This window comes from Mesorhizobium sp. B2-6-2, from assembly GCF_006440615.1.
Taxonomy (GTDB): Bacteria; Pseudomonadota; Alphaproteobacteria; order Rhizobiales; family Rhizobiaceae; genus Mesorhizobium.
Genome location: NZ_VFUG01000004.1, coordinates 283,967 through 303,712, shown reverse-complemented (window position 1 = coordinate 303,712; position 19,746 = coordinate 283,967). Strand labels below are relative to the sequence as shown.

Annotated in this window: 23 protein-coding genes and 1 pseudogene; 9 read left to right on the top strand and 15 right to left on the bottom strand. The window is 58.8% G+C overall.

Features of this window, described 5'->3' with window-relative positions:
• Positions 1-683: 683 nt before the first annotated feature.
• The 3 genes from FJ419_RS11965 to FJ419_RS11955 all read right to left on the bottom strand — a co-directional run bounded on the left by FJ419_RS11965 (position 684) and on the right by FJ419_RS11955 (position 3,387).
• On the bottom strand, positions 684-2,033 hold the full coding sequence (locus tag FJ419_RS11965; protein ID WP_246677873.1) for a tyrosine-type recombinase/integrase: 1,350 nt from the start codon (positions 2,031-2,033) through the stop codon (positions 684-686).
• 12 nt (positions 2,034-2,045) lie between these two features.
• A complete protein-coding gene (locus tag FJ419_RS11960) occupies positions 2,046-2,294 on the bottom strand; it encodes a hypothetical protein (protein ID WP_140692095.1) in 249 nt (82 codons plus the stop codon).
• Positions 2,295-2,556: 262 nt separating this feature from the next.
• Positions 2,557-3,387 carry an excalibur calcium-binding domain-containing protein gene (locus FJ419_RS11955; RefSeq protein ID WP_246679187.1) on the bottom strand — a complete coding sequence of 277 codons (831 nt, stop codon included), beginning with the start codon at positions 3,385-3,387 and terminating at the stop codon, positions 2,557-2,559.
• A gap of 572 nt (positions 3,388-3,959) precedes the next feature.
• Between FJ419_RS11955 and FJ419_RS11950 the strand changes: the two are divergent.
• Positions 3,960-4,820 (top strand): annotated as a pseudogene (locus FJ419_RS11950) (ATP-dependent DNA ligase).
• 386 nt (positions 4,821-5,206) lie between these two features.
• On the opposite strand, the gene FJ419_RS11945 reads toward FJ419_RS11950, so the two are convergent.
• Genes FJ419_RS11945 through FJ419_RS11935 form a run of 3 tightly spaced genes read right to left on the bottom strand, consistent with a single transcriptional unit; the run spans position 5,207 to position 6,194 of the window.
• Complete coding sequence (locus FJ419_RS11945) at positions 5,207-5,449, bottom strand: hypothetical protein (protein ID WP_140692067.1); 243 nt, start codon at positions 5,447-5,449, stop codon at positions 5,207-5,209.
• Positions 5,446-5,739: a hypothetical protein gene (locus FJ419_RS11940; RefSeq protein WP_140692052.1), complete on the bottom strand. Its 294-nt coding sequence runs from the start codon at positions 5,737-5,739 to the stop codon at positions 5,446-5,448. The genes FJ419_RS11945 and FJ419_RS11940 overlap by 4 nt, the downstream gene beginning before the upstream one ends.
• An 11-nt stretch (positions 5,740-5,750) precedes the next feature.
• Positions 5,751-6,194 carry a hypothetical protein gene (locus tag FJ419_RS11935; RefSeq protein ID WP_140692034.1) on the bottom strand — a complete coding sequence of 148 codons (444 nt, stop codon included), beginning with the start codon at positions 6,192-6,194 and terminating at the stop codon, positions 5,751-5,753.
• 172 nt (positions 6,195-6,366) lie between these two features.
• On the opposite strand from FJ419_RS11935, the gene FJ419_RS30750 reads away from it, so the two are divergent.
• Positions 6,367-6,612: a hypothetical protein gene (locus FJ419_RS30750; RefSeq protein WP_181170678.1), complete on the top strand. Its 246-nt coding sequence runs from the start codon at positions 6,367-6,369 to the stop codon at positions 6,610-6,612.
• A 246-nt stretch (positions 6,613-6,858) separates the two neighbouring features.
• On the opposite strand, the gene FJ419_RS11925 is transcribed toward FJ419_RS30750, so the two are convergent.
• A complete protein-coding gene (locus FJ419_RS11925; RefSeq protein WP_140692004.1) occupies positions 6,859-7,311 on the bottom strand; it encodes a MucR family transcriptional regulator in 453 nt (150 codons plus the stop codon).
• Between the two features lie 464 nt (positions 7,312-7,775).
• Between FJ419_RS11925 and FJ419_RS11920 the strand changes: the two genes are divergently transcribed.
• The 3 genes from FJ419_RS11920 (at position 7,776) to FJ419_RS11910 (ending at position 13,250) form a co-directional block, all read left to right on the top strand.
• Entirely contained in the window at positions 7,776-11,153 is a 3,378-nt protein-coding gene (locus FJ419_RS11920; protein ID WP_181170677.1) for a GAF domain-containing protein, read from the top strand.
• Positions 11,154-11,356: 203 nt separating this feature from the next.
• Positions 11,357-11,701, top strand: coding sequence for an Hpt domain-containing protein (locus FJ419_RS11915; protein ID WP_140691973.1), 345 nt, complete (start codon positions 11,357-11,359; stop codon positions 11,699-11,701).
• A gap of 1 nt (position 11,702) precedes the next feature.
• On the top strand, positions 11,703-13,250 hold the full coding sequence (locus tag FJ419_RS11910) for a response regulator (RefSeq protein WP_140691958.1): 1,548 nt from the start codon (positions 11,703-11,705) through the stop codon (positions 13,248-13,250).
• Positions 13,251-13,918: 668 nt separating this feature from the next.
• Here FJ419_RS11910 and FJ419_RS11905 read toward each other — a convergent pair.
• Both FJ419_RS11905 and FJ419_RS11900 read right to left on the bottom strand, forming a co-directional pair.
• On the bottom strand, positions 13,919-14,188 hold the full coding sequence (locus FJ419_RS11905) for a hypothetical protein (RefSeq protein WP_246677875.1): 270 nt from the start codon (positions 14,186-14,188) through the stop codon (positions 13,919-13,921).
• A 12-nt stretch (positions 14,189-14,200) separates the two neighbouring features.
• A complete protein-coding gene (locus FJ419_RS11900) occupies positions 14,201-14,410 on the bottom strand; it encodes a hypothetical protein (RefSeq protein WP_140691955.1) in 210 nt (69 codons plus the stop codon).
• A gap of 58 nt (positions 14,411-14,468) precedes the next feature.
• Between FJ419_RS11900 and FJ419_RS11895 the strand changes: the two genes are divergently transcribed.
• Positions 14,469-15,131, top strand: coding sequence for a hypothetical protein (locus FJ419_RS11895; RefSeq protein WP_140691952.1), 663 nt, complete (start codon positions 14,469-14,471; stop codon positions 15,129-15,131).
• A 356-nt stretch (positions 15,132-15,487) separates the two neighbouring features.
• Here FJ419_RS11895 and FJ419_RS11890 read toward each other — a convergent pair whose 3' ends face one another.
• On the bottom strand, positions 15,488-15,796 hold the full coding sequence (locus FJ419_RS11890) for a hypothetical protein (protein ID WP_140691947.1): 309 nt from the start codon (positions 15,794-15,796) through the stop codon (positions 15,488-15,490).
• Between the two features lie 254 nt (positions 15,797-16,050).
• On the opposite strand from FJ419_RS11890, the gene FJ419_RS11885 reads away from it, so the two are divergent.
• Together FJ419_RS11885 and FJ419_RS11880 are read left to right on the top strand one after the other, a co-directional pair.
• Complete coding sequence (locus tag FJ419_RS11885; protein WP_140691944.1) at positions 16,051-16,422, top strand: hypothetical protein; 372 nt, start codon at positions 16,051-16,053, stop codon at positions 16,420-16,422.
• A 484-nt stretch (positions 16,423-16,906) separates the two neighbouring features.
• Entirely contained in the window at positions 16,907-17,200 is a 294-nt protein-coding gene (locus FJ419_RS11880; protein ID WP_140691941.1) for a hypothetical protein, read from the top strand.
• Positions 17,201-17,257: 57 nt separating this feature from the next.
• Here FJ419_RS11880 and FJ419_RS11875 read toward each other — a convergent pair whose 3' ends face one another.
• Positions 17,258-17,488, bottom strand: coding sequence for a hypothetical protein (locus FJ419_RS11875; protein ID WP_140691936.1), 231 nt, complete (start codon positions 17,486-17,488; stop codon positions 17,258-17,260).
• A gap of 24 nt (positions 17,489-17,512) precedes the next feature.
• Here FJ419_RS11875 and FJ419_RS11870 point away from each other — a divergent pair, with 24 nt between their 5' ends.
• Complete coding sequence (locus tag FJ419_RS11870; RefSeq protein WP_140691931.1) at positions 17,513-17,728, top strand: hypothetical protein; 216 nt, start codon at positions 17,513-17,515, stop codon at positions 17,726-17,728.
• A 28-nt stretch (positions 17,729-17,756) separates the two neighbouring features.
• On the opposite strand, the gene FJ419_RS11865 is transcribed toward FJ419_RS11870, so the two are convergent.
• From FJ419_RS11865 to FJ419_RS11845, 4 genes are all read right to left on the bottom strand, one after another.
• Positions 17,757-17,942 (bottom strand): hypothetical protein, encoded by a 186-nt coding sequence (locus FJ419_RS11865; RefSeq protein ID WP_140691926.1) that lies wholly within the window; start codon positions 17,940-17,942, stop codon positions 17,757-17,759.
• A 913-nt stretch (positions 17,943-18,855) separates the two neighbouring features.
• A complete protein-coding gene (locus FJ419_RS11855) occupies positions 18,856-19,038 on the bottom strand; it encodes a hypothetical protein (protein WP_140691922.1) in 183 nt (60 codons plus the stop codon).
• 85 nt (positions 19,039-19,123) lie between these two features.
• Complete coding sequence (locus FJ419_RS11850; protein WP_140691918.1) at positions 19,124-19,372, bottom strand: DUF982 domain-containing protein; 249 nt, start codon at positions 19,370-19,372, stop codon at positions 19,124-19,126.
• The gene (locus FJ419_RS11845; RefSeq protein ID WP_246679186.1) at positions 19,373-19,597 is read right to left on the bottom strand and encodes a hypothetical protein; all 225 of its coding nucleotides are present in this window, start codon (positions 19,595-19,597) and stop codon (positions 19,373-19,375) included.
• Positions 19,598-19,746 lie beyond the last annotated feature (149 nt).

Sequence of the window (19,746 nt, the reverse complement as noted above, 5' to 3'; positions counted from 1 at the left end):
CAGCAATGATTACGGGGAGCGAGGGCGGTGGACCGAGGCGTGCCGGCGCGAAGAGGCAATCCGCGAATTCCTGGAGCGGTATCTACAAAGTTTGGGCGGTCAGGAACTGGACCTCAGCCCGGTCACCGCAAGCGCGGTCGACGCCAGGGACATCGCGCCCTCGACAAAGATCGAGAAGCCCTCGTGCGTCGAACGATGGAAGGCTTTTATCTCAAGCCGACACCCCCCCTTTCGCGCAGTTGGTTCGCCAAGTCCAAATCGCTTGCGCAAGCGGCCGGCCTTGCTCCACCAAACTGGCTCTCCATCAAATCCCGGGTTGAAGATGTCGATCTACGGGTGAGGGGTGTAAGCGCGAGAGCGAGGTCATCAAAGCTACAACCACGCCAGGTGCCCTTTCGGTGCCGCGGCGGCTTGAACTTGTGCAACCGATCATAGTTGACGTATTCGTTGTCGACGAAGAAACGCGTCTACCGCTCGGACGGCCTTGGCCTTGGCTGAAATTGGCGTTGGACATCTCTTCTCGCATGGTGACGGGCCTCTATCTAACCATGGAGGCGCCATCGCGAGTTTCGATAAGCCCATGCATACTGCACTCCGTGTTCGACAAGACCCCATGGTTCCAGGAGAGGGGTAGGCACTGCAGCTCTTCTGCGAGCGATTCTCCAGAAGAGCTGCTTTCACGCCTAATGTGCTGATTCTGAAGCATGGCTCTGAAACTTTCGCAAACTTAGTTGGAACGGACCAAATGGCGTCACGGGAGCATACGGAACGATATGGGAAGCTTTCCGTTTCTGGCCCACGAAAAACTCAATACAATCAACGATCTTAAGACGCCCTCCGGGCCCACCATTATCGTTATTTATCAATGCCTTATAGGGTGGTTCGCCACGAGGTTCGCCACGAGGTTCGCCAAGCATCGGCTTGCGCGTCACGAGACGCACGACTCGGTCCATTCCCTGGACCGCCAGGCGAACCTGCGATGCCTCGCGCGAATAGAGCTCCGCATGATCGATGTCGTCGTGCCCTAGTACGTCCATGAGCTGTCTGGTTGAGGCCTCGGCCTCCGCCAAATAAACACCGAGCGACTTCCTCAGACCATGTAGGGTCAGACCTTTTGGAAGACCGGCGAGCTTGCACCAATGCGCCATCATCCCAGTCAGTGACTTGGCGGAGAAGGGCTCACCATAACCGTTGACCAAAACGGTCTCGCCGCGCCTGTCGGCCGCATCCAGGATTTCAGACAGCATCGGTGTGATCGGCACGAAAAGCCGCTTACCGCCAGTGCGTCCCTTGTTCTTGGCCTGAACGATATCAAACCCGTCGAAGTGACGCTCGATGCCATCGATGAAGACACGACGGGTGACCCTCTGGTCCCAGCGCAGGCCAGCGACGTCGCCGCGGCGGTTGCCGAGCCAGAGCGCCAAACCATAGCAAGTGCGTGCCGCGGTGCCGAGCTGCCAACGGTTTTCGAATTGCGCCATGGCTTCGCGCGACCATGCTTTCCAGCCGGCATAAGCAGGCCGCCACTCGACCGCCGCGGTGGGGTCGATTTCGATCCAGTCTTGCCGCAGCGCGACATAGACCAACTTGCGTATGCCCACCAACAGGTGCTTGGCCTTGTGAGGTGTGGCAATGAAGCGGCCAAGAAGCTCTTCGACATGGATACGTCTCAGGTTCTTAACCGCTACGTCGCGCCAGGTGAGCGGATGATCTGCGACCACCCGCAGTTCCAGAAATTCTTCGATCAGCCGCGTGTTCTTGCGCTTGCTGGCTTCGTCCAGCGCCAGCCACTTGACTGAGATCTTCAACCGTTGAAAGGCCGCTCCAAATGTACCGGGCAGGGCGGCTCCAGGCATACGGACGACGGGCGCCTTGGGGACTTTCCGGCCCTCGACCGCTGCTTGGTAGGCGTCCTTGAATCCTGGCTGATTAGGAGCGGGTAGACTAACCACGCGCTCTTTCGTTCGATAGCGCCAGCGAAGTTTTCCATGGCGATCGGTGTAGGAAGAGAGGCCGGGATATTTGTCGGTCATAGCGGAATGAATCTATTCCCTGCGATGATTCCCTTGCAACAGGAAGTCGACGATATTCTCTTCATCGTCTCCAGGTAGTTCGGCAAACGCTGCTTCGACTTTAAGGCGATCCCAAATCACACGACCGTCAACTTTCTTCGGCTTCGGCATGCGGCGGTCAGCAACCATCTGGTCGAATTTGGTTATGCCCACGCCAACATATCGGGCGGCTTCTTCGCGTGAGAGGCCGCGAGGAGGATAGGAGAGGGTGTCGCTTTTCATGATTTTGCCGCCGGCATGTGCGCCCTGGTGCACAGACTTCCGTTCACGATCAGGGTTTAGACTGTATAGATCTCCGCCGGAAGGGCTCCGATCGAGTCCTGCGGTGAATTGCGGTCACGGCGTATAAATAGGATAATTGTGTGAGTTTCAGGGGTTCGAGTCGGGAGAGCGCTACATCGCAAGACCCACTATCGAAGAAGCCCTCTTTTGCTATCGACGACGCGTGGCATAAGGGCCACGTGTAACCCCGATTAAGCCGCCATTAACACAGCGTCTCGCATGCCACGCCGTCGCCATCACGATCCAGCTTCCCACCCCACGAACAGTTCTGCAGATACCATTGGGCCTCGTCGCACGAGCTGATCTGCTTACACGTTCGCCGCGGCTCACACGAATAGCCGCTCTGCGCCGCGAGCTTGCGGCTGACAATACCAAGCGGCTGTTTCGCCGGCGCCGCGGCGTCGGCGTGCGACGCGCGCCAGTCCCAAGGGGCTTCGAATTTCCCGACCCATAAACCGAACTTCGCCACCTCTGCCTTAGCCTGTTGCGGCGCGTAGGCGCTATGGCTGTAGCGCGGCCAATCGAGCGCCTGGCCATGCTCGACCATCCATGCCGCCACGCTGGCGCGGTCGGCGCGCCTGCAGTCACCCACGAAGCGGTGATAGCGATCCCACTCCACGAACGTGCACCGGACGGGCCTCGATGCCGCCAGGAAGCTATCCAGCGCGTCGGCCGACCGCCGGCCGCAGGGATATTCGAAGCCCTTGGCGTCTTCGCAGTATTGGCGACTCTCCGGCGCGTCGATGCCGTTGAAGCGGATCCGCTGCTCATGAATTTCTATCGTGTCGCCGTCGATGACCGATGCAATGCCGGTGATCGGCGCCGGCCTCGGTCCGACCAAGTTCGGCAGGTTGATTTCGGGCGCATCGCCCCGATGCTGCATGGCGAACTGAGCAATCAAAGCTGCGAACACGGCGACCGTGACGAAGACGAGCCGCTTTGGCACGCTGGCTAATAGGGTTGCGCGACGGCGCCTGGCGCCAATGCGCTTCCGCCAATGGTCAGACCGATTGTCGTGACGTGATCTATCCAAGCCCTTTCCCCCGCAGGGGAGAATGCCCTCAAATGTCGCGGAGGTCCAGCGGTAGACGGGACTGGCCATTCACTCGACATTTGATGAAACATTTAGGGGCCCTTCCGGATTTGGTTGAAGGAGGATTGTCACATGAGAGAACATGTCGAAGGCCGTGCCTATGGCCGAATTGACGACAAACAGCTCGTCATTCTGCTGAAAGAGAAAACAGGAATCTCAGACGCTCAGGCTAGAAGGCTGATAAAGGCAGTTGGCCGCGACCGCCCCGCGCTTTTGCGAGAAGCCCGAATTGTCAGAGCGCAGCATTCACGCGTCTAGCTGAAGCGGCTTATGCCCGGCTGCTCATGGCAGATGACTTGCCGCAAATCGCGCCAGTGGACCGCCTGGCCGCATATAGGGCATGGGTGAAAATGATCGGCTTCGTTCTTTGGCTGGCTGCCATGCCGCTTGCCGACAATGGGCGGCCCAAGGTCTGACAGTTTCGTCATGCCCGAAAACATTCACTTTAACTAAAATGTTCCCGAACTAAATTAGCCATGCCGCCTTGAATCGCGGTTGTTGGGGTTCCGTGCGTGCGTTTGATGTTCGTTCCACCTCTGATGCCGACGCTGGTCGACAAGCCGCCCGAGGGCGATGACTGGACTCATGAGTTCAAGTTTGACGGCTACCGATCGCAGATTGTCATCGACGATGGCGACGTGCGGATATTCACCCGTCGCGGTTTCGACTGGACAGCCAAATATCACGACCTGGTGGAGACGGCCAAAGGGCTCGACGTCCAAAGCGCGATCATCGATGGCGAATCGTCTTGAACGAAGCCGGCATCTCAGACTTCGGCGAGTTGCGCAAGGCGATCACCCGGCGCCAGCACGACCTCTATTCCGTGGCCTTCGATCTGCTGCACCTCAACGGCCATGACTTGCGAGACATGCCTCTAGATGACCGTCGCGAGGTGCTGCAGGCGAAATCCATGCTGGCCAGCGGATCCAGTTCAGTGAAGCGCTGCCAGGCACCGGATCGGCCATCTTCCATCTTGTCGATCAGGCAGGGCTTGAAGGGGTCGTCTCGAAGCGAAACGACAGCAAGTACCACTCTGGACCATCCACCAACTGGCTCAAGGCCAAGTGCTACACGATCGATGAATACGACCTGCTTGGCGTCGAACGCGAGCCGGGCAAGCCAGCCTTCGCTCTGATGGCAGAGCGGGGCACAGGGCGCTATGTAGGTTCGGCCTTTATCAACGCCGGCAGGGAGGTCCGGGAACGGCTCTGGCAATGCGTCCAAGAACGTCCAGGGGCACCGCCGAAGGGCATGAAGCGGCCGGCGACGCAAGGGTCAAACCGGGCCTAGTCGGCCGTGTGAGGCATCTGCGTGGCGAGGATGATCTCCGCCATGCTTCGCTGCAGGATTTTCGAGAGGAAGGGACCTATTAAGCGGCCCGACAGCCCGTCGTTGGGGTGACAATGAGGAGGCTGCCGGGCCTAACCGGCCAGGGGTGCCGGCTGATTCGAAGCGTAATATTAGCAGGCGCGCACAAAAACCCTTGGACTGCCGTTCTCCCCCGTTTAGCCAAAGGCCTGTCGATCAAAATCTGTTTCATTTCGAAACGCAGGCCCTGGCATCCGACTTGCACCGAACCCACTGCCGGTTAATCGCGGTCCTGGTCGCATGCTCTGATCGGGTGAGGCTCGCCGGGCTTGAGGTTGTTGGGGGCTTCGCCCGGCGGGTTTCTTTTTCTCCATTCTACTGCAGCTGGTCAAATCCGGCGCCGGCGCTCGCTAGTCGATCGCGCCTATGTAGATCGGAACTGCCATTTCCATCAAAGTTGCCTGCCGGCCCGGATCATCGCCCGAGCAATGGAAAGCTCTACCTCGACCTTGGCGTTTTCCTTCTGGGTCATATTGTCGGCCGCAATCAGCCGACGCAGCGAGCGTAGGACTTCGCCGCGCGCCCATCCCTGCTTCAAGCATGTCCACCATGCCTGAAAGCCGGGCTCCATTGCTTCCTGGCAGTCGACCTCTCGGTCGGGGTAGTCGCCTTCGCGCCTCGGTCCGCTGATCATCCGTTGCCGTCCACCGTTCTTTCTTCGTCCAACTGTCGCGGCACCGGCAGATAGGCGTTCGCGACGAGCCATTCGCCGACGATCGTTTCCACCAGATCCGGCTTGGCAGTGCCCATCTCGGCCGCCAGGCTGGTCAGCGCGTCATCGGTGCGGGGATCAAGGCTGACCCCACCGGCGTTTCTGATCAGCAGCGCGGCCCGCCGCAACAGCACCTGCAGGTCTGCCCGAGAAGCGTCCGCAATGTGGTCGGCGGTGCTTTCCAGTTCATGCACGAATTGATGTCGGGACATCGGTCATGCTCCTACTGCCCATCGGCCATCTCGTCGGTCGCAACATTGGCCAGCAGAGCGACCCTTTCGTCATAGAATTCGTTCTTGCCGTCCTCCGCTTGAATGATGGCGCGCAGACGCGCCAGCGCGGTGACACGATCGACAAGCTGCGTTTCGGGGTCGTGCAGCAGTTGCAAACCGCGAACTTCACTCCGCTTCTCGTCCGACCAGCCCTCACAGCATGCCTTGATCGCGGCATTGCTGGCCGCCCACCAAACATCAGCGGCAGCATACTCGTCTTCCGAGGGTTCTTGGTCTGGCGGAAAGCCCATGTCGTCCCAGCCTTCGACCGCGAATGAACCTTCAGCCGCTTTCTCCGCGGTCAAGCCAGATTGCTTGATCACGGCCCGAGCTGCGGCGAGACCGCGCTGTTTTTCTTCAGGGGTGGCTCCCCTGGCGTCCATCATAATCTCCATGAGCGGCCTCCTGCGGCTGTCAGGACATCAGTGAACAAAAAGAGAACGCTGGAGTCAAGAGCCTCTTGACCGAGTAGGATTAAGTTCCTCATTTCACCGTATGCCGGAGCAACCCGAGAAGTGGCCGAGAGGCGCCCGCTGGACGTTGACGCATGCTCACGACGCCGGGCAGGTGGCCGGCATCCGCTGCGGCAAATGCAACATCACTCGCTACTATAAGCCGCTCGAGTTACGGGAGGTCATCGGCAACGTCACGATCGATGAGGTGAGGGACAAGGCGCGCTGCCAGAAGTGCGGCAGCCGTGAGTGGATGAGCGCCCAGCTATTCTACGCGACCGGCGAGCAAGCGCACACGATCCGGTTCCGGCGCTTGGTGCAGATCCGATGGGAGAAGCGGGTGATCTGGCGGGATGAGTAGACCACGGCAGACAACGGTACCTAAACCCTTTGTCCCCAGGTTCGCGCAAAGGCGATCAACGTCAGGCCTGTCGTTGCAAGAAAACAAACCAGTATCCAGCTGAACAACTGCGAGAGCATCCCTGGCGCAAAGACGGCGCCGAAGGCAAAGGATTAAAGTCCGGGTAGTCGTAAGTGATCCATTGAAGAAAGGCGGCGGCTACGAAAAGGCCGCCCACTATGTGAAACAGCGCACGGCCGAGTGTCCTCACTTTGCGGCCCGCTTTGCCGCCGCTCTCCTCACCGGCTTCGCTCCGGGCTTCCGACCAAGCCCGCTGGACTTCGCCAACTCTGACCGCTGTGCCGCATAGTTCGGTGCCACCATCGGATAGTCGCGCGCCAAGCCCCATTTGGCCCGGTACTCGTCGGGCGTTAGACCATAATGCACGCCGAGATGGCGCTTCAGCGATTTGAACTTCTTCCCGTCCTCGAGACAGACAATGTAGTCGGGAAACACCGATCGCTTGGGATTGACCGCGGGCGACAGGGACGGCGTCTCGGGCTCTGCCGCCTTGCCGATTTTCGAGAGCGACGAATTCACGCTTTGGATCAGACCGGGGAGCGAGGCAGGCGGCACAGCGTTGTGTCCGACATAGGCAGATACAATGTCTGCGGTAAGCGCCATCAACTGGCCTCGGCTGTTCTCACTCTCGTCGGGCATGCAAAAAGCTCCAATTCGCGTATAGCTGCATCTCTCTTAGCCGGTTTTGCCAAAAGGTCTACGATTCCGTCACGCGGTCATTTACTCGCGATGAGCCAGATGGGCTGGCTAGTCGGTGGCTCGAGCTTCAGCCAATGTGGCCAGTCGCTTTTGCACCGTCGGCGTGGAGCGATGGATGGTCGTTACAGTGCGGACCGTGGAAAGGTCCGACTCATCCAGGGGCGCATAGCCAAGCTCGCCTAAGGCCGCTTTGCGCCTGATGTCGGCCGCTGAAGGCAATCTTGCCACCCGCTGAAAGCAGACATGTAGTCTGCATCGGGAGTCTAGCTTGTTCCCCTCAGGCCAAGCCTCGCAGGTACTGTCAATCGGGGATCTGGCATGTAACATTGCTTGCTAATATACGATGGGTTGAGGGAAGCGTTCCGCTCGAACTTGGCGGAATGTCCCTTTTGGGAGAAGCCGACATGCAGGGCTCAGTCGAAAACGACCTTTCCAGCCGCCTTGAATCCGCAAACCGGCGTATTGCAGAGCTGGAAAAGGCCGAGGCAGCTGCGGCAATCGAATTTGACCGTCTTTCCGCCGAAAACAAGCGATTGATTCAATTCACCGAGGAACGCACCAAGGAACTGGCCATCCTCAACAGCGTCGGCGAAGCGACTGCCAAGACGCTGAATGTCGAAACAGTGACCCGTATCGTTGGCGACAAGGTTCGCGAGATGTTCGGCGCGGATTTGACGGAAATCCTGCTGCACGACGAAACGTCCAATTTGATCAACGTCTCCTATGCATTCGACGGCAATTACCAGTACCCTGAACCTTTTGCGATGGGCGAAGGACTTACCTCGAGAGTTATGTTGTCGGGTAAGCCACTGTTCCTGGGAACTTTCGAGGATGCAATCGAGTTGGGCGCCCTGATGCCCAAGGAAGAGGACAAGACTGAAACCTATCTCGGTGTGCCTATTATTGCCGGGAATAGGACGCTGGGTGTGGTTAGCGTGCAGAGCTACAGAAAAAACGCCTTCAACGAAGATCATGTTCGCCTGCTCCAAGGGCTCTCGGCCAGCATGGGCGTTGCCATCGCCAACGCCTACCTCTTCGACGAGACGCAGCGGCTCCTGAAAGTGGCGCAAGACCGGGCCAAGGAATTGGCCATTCTCAACGGCGTTGGCGAAGCGATGACGAAGTCACTGAACGTCGACACGATTATTCGGCTGGTTGGCGATAAGGTCAGGGAGGCCTTCGGCACCGAGGTCAGTGAGATTCTGCTGCACGACAGTCAATCCGGTGTAGTTCGAGTTCCTTACGCTTACTATAGAGGTCACAAAACCATCGAGCCGTTCCCGATGGGGTTAGGGCTTACGTCGGAAATTATCTCCACGGGGAAGCCGCTGGTTTTCAGCACCATGGAGGAAGGAAAAACGCGCGGTGCCTATTTTCCAGACGAAGATGACAGGACCTCATCATACATTGGCGTGCCGATCAATTCGGGCGAGAGAACGCTCGGAGTGGTTAGTGTTCAAAGCTACGAAAAGAATGCCTTCGATGAGAATCACGTACGATTGTTGCAGACGATAGCTTCCAATATGGGTGTCGCGATTGCCAACGCCCGCTTCTTCGATGAGACCCAGAGGCTTCTAAAGGAAACGGAGCACCGAGCTGCTGAACTGGGTGCGATCAGCAAGGTCAGTCAAGCACTCATCGGCGAAGCCGAACTTGGCAACACAATCCAGCTGATCGGCGATCAGATGCAGGAGATTTTCAGCGCCGATATAGTCTACGTCGCTCTGCTCGATCCGGACACAAAGCTGATCCATTTTCCTTATCAGTTCGGCGAAGCCTTCACCACACTCAAGCTCGGCGAGGGCCTTACAAGCAAGATCCTGGAAACCGGCGAGCCGTTGCTCATCAACCAGGATGTCGCGGAACGCGGCGCGGAAATCGGAGCAACTCCGGTTGGCAAGGATGCACTTTCGTATCTTGGTGTTCCGATCAAGACCGCTCAGGGCAATGTCGGAGTGATCAGTGTGCAGAGTACGACACGAGAGGGTATGTTCAACGAAAATTCGCTGCGGCTGCTTTCGACCATCGCCGCCAATGCGGGTGCGGCGCTTCACAACGCACAACTGTTCACCGAGCTCAAGGAGCTTTCGCCGGCGTTGACAGAGGCAAAGGAGGCGGCGGAGGCTGCCAACGAAGCCAAGAGCACGTTCCTTGCTACCATGAGCCATGAAATCCGCACGCCGATGAACGGCGTTATCGGCATGGCCAACCTGATGCTGGCTACCAAACTTGACGATGAGCAGCGGGAAATCGGCGAGACGATAAACAACAGCGCGGAAGCGCTGCTGACCATCATCAACGACATACTCGATTTTTCCAAGGTCGAGGCGGGCAAGCTTGATCTCGATCCCCGGCAGTTCGAATTGCGCGAGTGCCTCGAAAGCGCGATCGATTTGATTGCGCCAAGGACAGCAGAGAAGGGATTGGACCTCGGCTATGTCGTTGAGCCCGGCACGCCGGAAAGTATTGTCGCCGACAATAACCGTCTAAGGCAGGTTCTGATCAACCTGCTCAACAATGCCGTCAAATTCACCGAGCGGGGAGAGGTCGTGCTTTCCGTGATGGAGGTGCCGTCCGGAGCCGCGGGCACCAGTCCGCAGGTCGAGGGCGAGCGCAAAACGTGTACGCTCCAGTTCGCGGTGCGCGATACCGGTATCGGCATAGCCAAGGACCGGATGGATCGCCTGTTCAAATCATTCAGCCAGGTCGATGCTTCCACGACGAGACGCTATGGCGGAACCGGGCTCGGTCTGGCGATCAGCAGGCGTCTGGTGGAATTGATGGGCGGTGAGATTTGGGTGGAGAGCGCCGAAGGAAAAGGCACGACATTCTTTTTCACCATCCGCGCTCCGGTTGCCTCGAGCCAAAGAGCGACACAACTGCTGCCGACGAAGGATGAACTGGCTGGCAAGCGGCTGCTGATCGTCGACGATAACGCAACAAATCGGCGCATCATATCCTTGCAGGCACAGGCCTGGGATATGGCTGCATCAGCAATCGAACATCCCGCCGACGCGCTTCGACGGCTTGCGGGAGGTGAAGTTTTCGATGTCATCGTTCTCGACATGAACATGCCCGGCATGGATGGGATCGAACTGGCCAGGCAAATACGCGCGCTCGAAGGCAACGGCAGCGTTCCGTTGTTGCTGCTCAGTTCAATGGTGCCCATACCGGAAGACAAGAAAAAAGAGATGGAAAGTATCAAGTTTGCGGCCATGCTTTCCAAGCCAATCAAGCCATCACCGTTGCTCAATGCATTGCTGTCGATCTTTGCCGGAACTCCGATACGCTCCATCCGATCCGATCAGCTGAAGGCGCCGGCACTCGACAGTACGATGGCGGAGAAATTTCCGCTTCGCATCCTCCTGGTCGACGACAATGCCACCAACCGGAAACTTGGCTCCAAGGTGCTCGAGCGCCTGGGGTACAAGCCGCAACTGGCGGTCGACGGGCAGTCGGCAGTCGCTGCATATACCCAGGGCAGCCATGGCGTTATCCTGATGGATATCGAAATGCCTGACATGGACGGTCTCGAAGCGACAAGATTGATCCGCGCGTCCAGCAGCCAACATGCGCGTCAGCCGTTCATCATCGCCCTGACCGCCAACGCAATGGCCGGTGATCGCGAGAGATATCTGGATGCAGGGATGGATGATTACCTCAGTAAGCCGCTGCGCGTGGAAGACCTCATCGCCTCGCTGAACAAGGCGGTGCTGGCTGGCGGGCAGAGACTTGCCGGTGCAGGGAGAGATTTCCAGGAGCCCAGCGTGCCAAGGCTCTGAAATGCAAAGGTCGGATCTTGGCGCAATCGCCACCAGCCGTTGCAGCATTGAACGAAAAATGATGCGCTATCGCTAATTTAGCGCGCCCGCGATAGTCTACCTTTTCAGCGCGAGGGAACGCTGACGAATTCAAGCAGGGCGGTCGATTTCGATCGTACATCGCCAGCGCCGATAGAAATTCGCGGTCGAAATCGAGGGACATCGTGGCGATCGATATAGGGGCACTTGATAAACTGCGCGAGCTTATCGGTGGCGAAGAAGCCGACCTTGTAGAGCTCGTGGAGTCTTTCCTCGAGGAGGGCGCATCCATCATGCAAGACATGCGGTCGGGTCCGGCTTCCGACCTGACCGCCATCCGGCGGGCTGCCCACTCCCTGAAATCCAACGCGCGGGACATGGGTGCGGCCGAACTCAGCCAAATCTGCGCCCGGGTCGAGGCGCGATGCGCAAGTGGCGGGCCGACGGATTTGGCGGAAATCGACAATGCACAGCGCGCGTTCGACGCCGCCGTGACGGAGCTTCGAATGATCTTAAATTTGGGAGAATAATTTGAGCAACCCTGGCAGGATTCTCATCGTTGACGACTCCCGGACCATAAGGATCAAGCTCAAGAAATCGGTCGAGGCTCTCGGCCACCAAGCCGCGGCGGTAGACAGCGGCCGGGCGGCGCTCGAACTGCTCGCCACCGAAAATTTCGATCTCATCCTTCTCGACATCATCATGCCGGTAATGGACGGCTTCGAGGTACTGAAGAATCTTAAGGTATCGTCCAGAACGCGGGATGTTCCGGTTATTGTGATTTCCGCGCTCGACGATGAGATGAGCAGCGTCGTCAAGGCGATCGAATTGGGGGCCGAGGATTTCCTGCCCAAGGACTTCGAACTCGCACTTCTCAAGGCACGGGTTTCCACCTGCATCGAGAAGAAGAGGCTGCGCGACATCGAGAAAGAATATCTGCGGCAGGTGACAAAGCTGACGAAGGCGGCCGCGACCTTGGAAAGCGGGAGGTTCAATCCTTCAAAGCTCGGCATCCGCGATGTGGCAGGCCGCCCGGATGGTCTGGGCAAGCTCGCTACGGTTTTCGCCACAATGGCCCAGCAGGTCTATGATCGCGAGCGCAAAATGCGGCAGAATATCCGCACATTCCGTGGCGCACTGCTGCTGCTGGCTTGCGGAGGATTATGGGGCCTTGTCGTGCCACTATCGAAGATGGCTTCACTCGTTGAAGCTCATCCGATCGGACTGGCGCTCCTTATTGACGTGATTGGGGCTGTGTTCTGCATCGGGATAAGCATGAAGCGGCAGACAATGCCCCGCTTTGCTGATCTTACGCGCTCGGATTGGAAGTTCATTCTCATCCTTGCATTCATCAGCTCGGTGATCAATCAGGTGCTGGTCTATTGGCTGGCAAGCAAGCTTCCCGCCTTCATCGTCTCTATTGTCATCGTCCTCGAGGGATTCGCCGTATTCCTGTTCGCTTCCTTGATGCGGACGGAGGCGCCCAATCTGAGGCGGTTTTTGGGACTTGGACTGGGTCTCGCCGGTATCTTCATCATACTTCTCTATGGAGAGCCGGCGGAAATGGCGACCAGTTGGTTGTGGCTTGCCATTGCACTCGTCATCCCGATCACTTACGCGACCGAGGATATTTACCTCTCGGAGTACAAGCCTGCTGCCATCGATAGCGTCGCTCTGTTCGGCATCACCCTTGTTGCTTCGGTTTTGATGCTGATGCCGCTGGCAGCTTTCTATCGGGATTTCATCCCTTTTGATCTACTGACCGGACGGCTTGGCATGATCGTCGTTCTAATGGCCGTTGCCGGCAATTTGGCGATGCTGCTTTTCATCGCGCTGATCTCCAGCACAGGCGCTGTTTTTGCAAGCCAGAACGCCTACGCAGTCACCGCAGCCGGCATAGGCTGGAGCATGCTTTTGCTGGGTGAGGCGATACCGGCGCTCACCTGGGTCTCTCTGGCGCTCATCGTCGTTGGTCTCCTGATGGTCGAGCCCAAGCAGGAGGCTGAAGAAGAACCGCCCCTATTTGACGACACATCGGAGGAGTTCGTCCCGCAGTTGCTGTCGTCGCCCACGGAATGAAAGATCCGGTCAACGATCTACCCGCGGGACAGTTCACGTCGAAGAAATGCCTGAAGGTCTGGTTTTGACTATCACCGCTGAAAAGCTGCCCGTCGGCTTCCGGCCCCAAAGCGGTCAGCAGGCGGTTCTACAATTCGCCATCGACTGGGGTTCTTGGAAGCTTTTCGAACTTTCAGGGTCGCGCCTCAGCCCGACTTGAGGGTGCTTTTGGACAAAGCAGGACACTAGCTTCGCTTTTTGGACGGTTTACCAGGCACCGGCTAAGCGCAAGAGAACTCACCCCGACCAGCTTGATCTTTTTGCATAGGCGGCAAGCCGACGGCCAAGGTGATCAGCGCGATTCCTGGCATCGCCAAGCGCATGTGGCGCGAGCGCCATATGCAGCAGCCGAACAATCCGCCGCCACATTCTGCCGATGCGGAGGCGCGCATGACGCCAACCTACCGCGCCCCTGCCGCATGGATCAATCAGGCCCTTGGCTGCCTGTCAGAGGCGAGCGGATGCCCGACGTGCGCTTCCTCGCCGAACACCAAGCCGATCATGACGGACGCCGGCCGGCGACCTTGTGGCAAGCGTACTCGAGCGCGAATGGTGGCGGCGCTGGCCGGAAGGGCGCGACGAGGCGAAATGCTCGAAGCCATGAGGGGCACATAACAGCCCGGTTCGCTTCACATGCCCAATGTCTGGCCCGCGTCAAGGTGAAGGAACGCCGCCGACGAATTGCTGCGAATGGCGTCTTCGAATGCCTCTGTCGCGTTGCCGTGCGTGACGTCGACCAGAAGCGCGGCCGCCTTCTCGACCTCATCGGCAGCGCGTTCAATACGGTCAAGACGCTTCGCCAGACGATCGTGCAGCATTTCCAGCCGCGCTGCCCGGTGCAGATCGGAGCGCTCTTCGCGGTGGTCGAAATCGAGGGGAGCGAACATCATCGTCGTCATGGTATCGGCTCCTCAATGGGCGGTCGGCGGCGTTATCTTCAGCCGCCGCCGCTTGGCTGCCTTCGCTCTCGCTTGGCCGGCTCGGATCCGGCAGCACAGTGCAAGGCTGACCGCGAGGCCGTGCTTTTCGTCGAGCATAGCCGTGGCCTGCTTCAGGGTGCGCTCGGCTCGCTGCGCGCGTTGCCTTGCGACCGCCATTTCGAGAACGACAAGTTCAAGCATCCTCCCGTTTCCTTGCGGGCTGAGGTCCCTTCGCGGAATCAACAAGCGAGCCCGGCATTTGTTCCTGTGGCAGCCAGGTCGCGCGTCGAGCCCCTCGATCGCCTCGCTCATCCTCACCGCGCTGGCGCTTGCGACCGTCCTGGCCGCCGGCGGCGCCGCTACCGGTGCTGATTGGGCCAACGCCTATCTGATGCCGGCACGATTGATTATATCCTCCGCGACTCCGGCGGCACCATCTACAAGCAACGGACGCATCCGGTTCGAGGGGACCGCCAAGGAAGAAACCACCGTCGTCAGGATTGGCGGCGCCAGCGACGGCGCGACGACTTTTTCATGGAAGATCGATACCACTGCGAACGCCGCCCGACACTTCCCGTTCGAAAGCGAGAAGATCGCGATCTGGAGCGATACCACCGGATCAAGTGTGACGGCGACCGTTGAGGGTATCGCTGCCTCTCTGCCGAACAATGACGAGATTTGGATCGAGGTCGAATATCCGGGCTCGGTATCATCGCCGAAAAGCTCCTTCGTCAGAACATGTCCGGCCGATACGCTGGCCGCTGCCGCAGCGGTCTCGACAAGCACCTTGACCTGGGGCGCTCGACATCGGCGTTTAAGCTGGCCGCCACCTTCACGCCTCAGCAGAAGGGCTGGATCTTCGTTCGGATGTGCGCGGCTAAGGCGTCGGCAACGTTCTACATCGATCCGAAGATCACGCTGACCTGAAGGCCTAGTTCATCGCTACAGGATATCGCGATTGAGGGTGATGGCAGGCAGGCTCCACCCGCCGTGGACGATCGCGAAGCCAGGCCGGTAGCGAGCCTCGTGCATTGCGGTCTCCAATGCATTATCATTCGACCCGATGGGGATACTTCAACCGCGGCCAAAGCCTAAGAAAGCTTACCCGAACAGCGACCGGTTCGGCGAAGACGGCCGGCGCATCTACAGCGCATATAATGGCGCAAAAGTAGCCCGGCCTCATCGTCAGATATTCTCCAAGCGTTTGCGCCTCGTCGCTCTCATGCTCGTCTTTGCGATCGGCGCCGTGCTTGTGTTCGTCATGAGCCAATTGCCCCACTAAGTCGGCTTGTCGACGAGCGGCGCCTTTCGCTTCGGCGGCACGTAAGCGGTCACCAGTCTGACAGCATCGATATCGACGGTCACCGGAACGCCGAGATTGACCGTCACCTTGCCCTCGTTGACGCGGGTGACATCGCCTATCAGCTCGATCGGCTGGCCGTGCTTCACCTTCGATATCCGGTCTACGATGGAATGCGGCTGGCTATAGGACGGGATCGAGACGCTCACCCGATCTTCTGTCACCCGCCTGCGCACGGTCGCGGTGATGGCGACTTCATCGCCGATGTTGATGCTGCCTTTAGCCATGGGAACGACTCTGGGGCGGCTTACCGCTTAGTCAAGCTTATTCTAATGTTCCAAATTGTTGGGAACAGTGACGGCGGTGACACGTTGGAAATGCGAGCAGTATTCTCCTTCAGGGATGCAGCCGCCTCAGGAACAAAGCCCGTCGCTTTACGCTATTAGCCGCGACGGGCTTTTCTTTTCCGGCAACGAACACATGCTAAAGCGCGTCAACGCAAACCAGAGTAACCCCCGCCCCTGACAGGACGGGCTTCCTTATGATCCACCCCAAATCAGCGGATGAACTCTTGTCCCTCAAACGGATAATGAACCTTGTACGGGGCCTTGCTAAAATCGCCCCCATGCCTCGCTTCTTCTTCGACCTATGTCATGGCGGTGATGTCTACCACGATGCCCGTGGAGGCACCTTCAAAGGCTTTGCGCAAGCCAAGGCAACGGCACTCGACCTCCTACGAAGGTTCCCGGCCGGTGATCGCGATCTAACCTGCACGATCCGCGACACGTTCGGGCGCTCGGTTGCAAACGTTAGCATCAAATCGGAGATTTCGGGCCGGGAAGCATTCGGACCTCAGTCCTCATTGCAGGACGACGCGCTATCGAAGGCCTTGCCATTCCTCGCTGGCGGCTGAAACGATCCCTTGGCGGCTAACCCCGATAGCCCGCTGCTGGTGTGCCCCCACACCAGCAGCGGGCTAAAGGTAGCCGACGCCTTCTCATTGGGAGAATTGCCCGAAAGCGGGCGCCGGCCTGGCGGTCCTGGGGGTCCGCCGCATATGCAAAGTAGCTAAAGCATCTGCGATCGACATGGTGTGATCGCGGAAGCTTGGGAAGGTTGACGGCGGCGGCTTCAATAAGTGATGATTAATATACGGTAAATGGTCGATCCTTCAGGGGTGTAGCCAATTGCTGGAGCCCGCTGTTGGACCCCCCGGCAGCGGGCTTTGCATTTTAGAGGCTGTTAATACGTGCGCCGTAGCCAGCCTCAAGGCTGGCCATTCTCACAACAGCCCGTCGCCTAGCGCGAACCGCGGCCGAGGGAGAATGATCTTTGCTCCGGCCTCTTGCCAACGATGATCTCCGAACGCCATATCTCACTCGGATGGGGCGACCTCGTTGGAGATCGCCGTGGGCAAAGAATACCGCTTCGTTGAAGATACGCTGGGCAAGAAAGTGAAGGCCGGCACAGGCCTGTCGGTGAGCTGCCTAACGTGCAAACGCGTGGCCGCGCTCGACATAGCCGAGATGGTGAAGCGGCTCGGGCCGGATCATTCCGCCATGCATTGGGGTCTGATCAAGATCGTCTACTGCCACGAATGCCGTGCCGCCGGCCGCGACGACCGAAATCTGCAGTTCACGAATCATGCGATGACTCCGGAGATGCGTAAGGGCTGGACGCCTTGCCCATAAGCTGGCGGGCATAATTGCAGGCCCTCATTAGGAACGCTTCGTGGAACAAACGGACCATCAATGCTCTCCCTCGTCGGCTAGGTATTCCCTCACATTTCCGAAGTCGCGGTACATCCCGCCGTCGGGATGCTTTTTCTCGTGCCACGAGATCGACCAATAACCAGTGTCTTCAAGATCTTCCATAGCGCGGATCCGATCGGCATCGGCCGGAAATTGCTGCTTGAGGAGTGAGTTGACTGCGTCCACCCCGCCCAGACGATAGGCTTCCAGGCAAATGTCGTGAAACATTGTCTATCCCCCGAAAAGACTCGCATGAGCAGAATTGCGCAACTGGAGGCTGCAACGCAAACGGGCTCTCTCGTCGGCACCTATCGCCTGCCCAACGAATGGCAATACGCGCGCCTTGGCCGTCTGCGGGGCGAGAAACGGCATGCCGCGGTGCTGGCCTTGGGCTGCGGGATCACCGTCCGCCAGTTCGCCAAGCTGCCCCTGGACAGGCAGCAGGCGGTTCGCAGGCAGGCGGCATAGGCCGCAACCTTTGGCCTGAGAGCTTTTCCTAATTCTCCGCGTGGCTGAAGACGACAGCGCCGTTGTCCTTGCGAACTTCGACCGACACTACTCCATCGTCACCCTTTCGAGTCGGGAACATGGTGATTGCGTGATCCTTCGCCATTTTCTCAGCGTCAAAGGTCACCTTGTCGATAATGCCCCGTACTCCATACCAGATGACAGTGTAGGCCATTTGTTGCTCCCACGCTTTACGCAAGCATAGCACCAGCGTCCCGTGGGACCTACATCGGGCCACAGCGAGGCGCCAAGACGCGATCGGCGCTTCGGCGGTGCCAAGAGAGCGGCGACGAGGAATGCGCGCTGATGGCTGGTAGAAGGGCGGCCCGGCAGCCAACGTATCTTCGGGGGAGTGGTAAGCCGCCGGGCCTAGGGGACACCTAGGACGGGGAGCACCCGTCCCAGAAGCTCCAGCATGATCCCGACGGCGGCGGGCGGGAAGAATAAGAAAGCAGCCGGCCGAACTTTCAACGGTCGCCTTTATGACGAGATGCCCGTTCCATCGACGCCTTGAGAATGTGATTCCCGATCTTGGTTGCCAGCCCAATAGCCTTCGGCTCGGGGTTCGATATGGCCAGAAACAAAGAGAACATTGGGGCGCCCCGGTCGTTGCGGAAGGCAAGACTTTCGGGAAGAGGTCCGCCAGTCGCTTCCCGACAAACTGTTCTATGGCCGCGACGTCGGCGCTTCGTTGGTGAATCTCGTCGACCTGTCCTAATAAGTCGGTCCGTTGCTCGCGACTATACCAAGCCTTTTCCCATTCGTCCGTCCCGAGCATCCGAGTGAGGGGTCAAATCGGATGAGGGCCGAATCGTCTACCCGGCCGACTCGACCCTCATAGCCCCTAGCACTGTTCCAAGGAGTCCCAGGCCAGCAAGCTGGCGGTGAGGATATGAACTCCGTCGCTAGGGCGTCAGCAGAGCGGCCTAGCCGACCAATAAAAGTGTCCCATCATGGAACGAATTCACGGCTTGGTGATTTAGTCGATGCAGTCGATCCGCCGAGGTGTAGCTGCTCTCTCCGTCGCGGGAAGCCCGTCGCCTACCCTCATTAGCTGCGATGGGCTTTTCTTTGGGTAGGCTGAGAATTCAGTGCCTGCGGGCCAGCGTCTGTTCCTCTTCCTGCTGATCCAGCGCCCCTAGCAATTCAGTGAAGGACTTCGGCAGCGTCAGTTCAACGCCCAAGTCCAGCTGCTTGCGCAACCTCCGACGGAAACCTTCTGAAGTGGCCAGCTGCCGAAAGATTTGGGGAGATTCGTTGAGCGTAGACATTGAGCAGTGGCATCCCTTGGGGGCCGGCCCTCAAGGGCGGAACTCACCCGGGAGCGAATCGTTCCCCGATCGAATTGCCCTGCTATCAATCGAGCAGCATGCCTTCCTTGCGTGCCGCCGTCTCGAATGCGGCGCGCACATCATCCGGGGTCAGATCGCCAGCTAGTGCGGCGAGGCAAGCCTGCACCGCCTTATTCCAGTGGCGGCCACGCTCGGGCCACTCAAGCAGGTTCTCGGCGGCTGCCTGGACGTTGTTGACCTCATAGCGGACGCCCGTTTGGCGGGTCTTCACCGAGACCGGCGGCGAGAACCATAGCGTGCCATGCGTGCGCATCTATTCCTGCATGTCGAAGGCGACGAACCGGCCAAGCAATATCGCCTCGTACATGATGCATTCGGTGAGTTGGCAATCGGTCTCGGTGAGATTGGGACCCTGTTCGCGGACGGCAGCGATGGCTTCTTTGATCGAAACCGTTTCGCCAAACGGCGCGTTTAGGAGCGCTGCATGGACAAGCTTTTTAGCGGTGCTCGCCCGACCATGGTCGGCTTGAACGTCCACCAGCCCAACTCCACCCTGCAAACCCGAGTGCCTACCGTTGCGGCAAGACCCCCGGGAAAGCAATGAAAATCTGCGTGGAAAGAAAGAGGGCCGAATCGTCTACCCCGACGACCCGACCCTCACAGCCCGCAGCACCGTCGAGGGGGGTC

Bases quoted from the DNA above. Each gene is read 5' to 3' on its own strand.
- FJ419_RS11965 (WP_246677873.1), bottom strand. From the start codon at position 2,033: ATGACCGACAAATATCCCGGCCTCTCTTCCTACACCGATCGCCATGGA.
- FJ419_RS11960 (WP_140692095.1), bottom strand. From the start codon at position 2,294: ATGAAAAGCGACACCCTCTCCTATCCTCCTCGCGGCCTCTCACGCGAA.
- FJ419_RS11945 (WP_140692067.1), bottom strand. From the start codon at position 5,449: ATGATCAGCGGACCGAGGCGCGAAGGCGACTACCCCGACCGAGAGGTC.
- FJ419_RS11940 (WP_140692052.1), bottom strand. From the start codon at position 5,739: ATGTCCCGACATCAATTCGTGCATGAACTGGAAAGCACCGCCGACCAC.
- FJ419_RS11935 (WP_140692034.1), bottom strand. From the start codon at position 6,194: ATGGAGATTATGATGGACGCCAGGGGAGCCACCCCTGAAGAAAAACAG.
- FJ419_RS11925 (WP_140692004.1), bottom strand. From the start codon at position 7,311: ATGCCCGACGAGAGTGAGAACAGCCGAGGCCAGTTGATGGCGCTTACC.
- FJ419_RS11920 (WP_181170677.1), top strand. From the start codon at position 7,776: ATGCAGGGCTCAGTCGAAAACGACCTTTCCAGCCGCCTTGAATCCGCA.
- FJ419_RS11905 (WP_246677875.1), bottom strand. From the start codon at position 14,188: ATGACGACGATGATGTTCGCTCCCCTCGATTTCGACCACCGCGAAGAG.
- FJ419_RS11900 (WP_140691955.1), bottom strand. From the start codon at position 14,410: ATGCTTGAACTTGTCGTTCTCGAAATGGCGGTCGCAAGGCAACGCGCG.
- FJ419_RS11890 (WP_140691947.1), bottom strand. From the start codon at position 15,796: ATGGCTAAAGGCAGCATCAACATCGGCGATGAAGTCGCCATCACCGCG.
- FJ419_RS11885 (WP_140691944.1), top strand. From the start codon at position 16,051: ATGATCCACCCCAAATCAGCGGATGAACTCTTGTCCCTCAAACGGATA.
- FJ419_RS11875 (WP_140691936.1), bottom strand. From the start codon at position 17,488: ATGTTTCACGACATTTGCCTGGAAGCCTATCGTCTGGGCGGGGTGGAC.
- FJ419_RS11870 (WP_140691931.1), top strand. From the start codon at position 17,513: ATGAGCAGAATTGCGCAACTGGAGGCTGCAACGCAAACGGGCTCTCTC.
- FJ419_RS11865 (WP_140691926.1), bottom strand. From the start codon at position 17,942: ATGGCCTACACTGTCATCTGGTATGGAGTACGGGGCATTATCGACAAG.
- FJ419_RS11855 (WP_140691922.1), bottom strand. From the start codon at position 19,038: ATGTCTACGCTCAACGAATCTCCCCAAATCTTTCGGCAGCTGGCCACT.
- FJ419_RS11850 (WP_140691918.1), bottom strand. From the start codon at position 19,372: ATGCGCACGCATGGCACGCTATGGTTCTCGCCGCCGGTCTCGGTGAAG.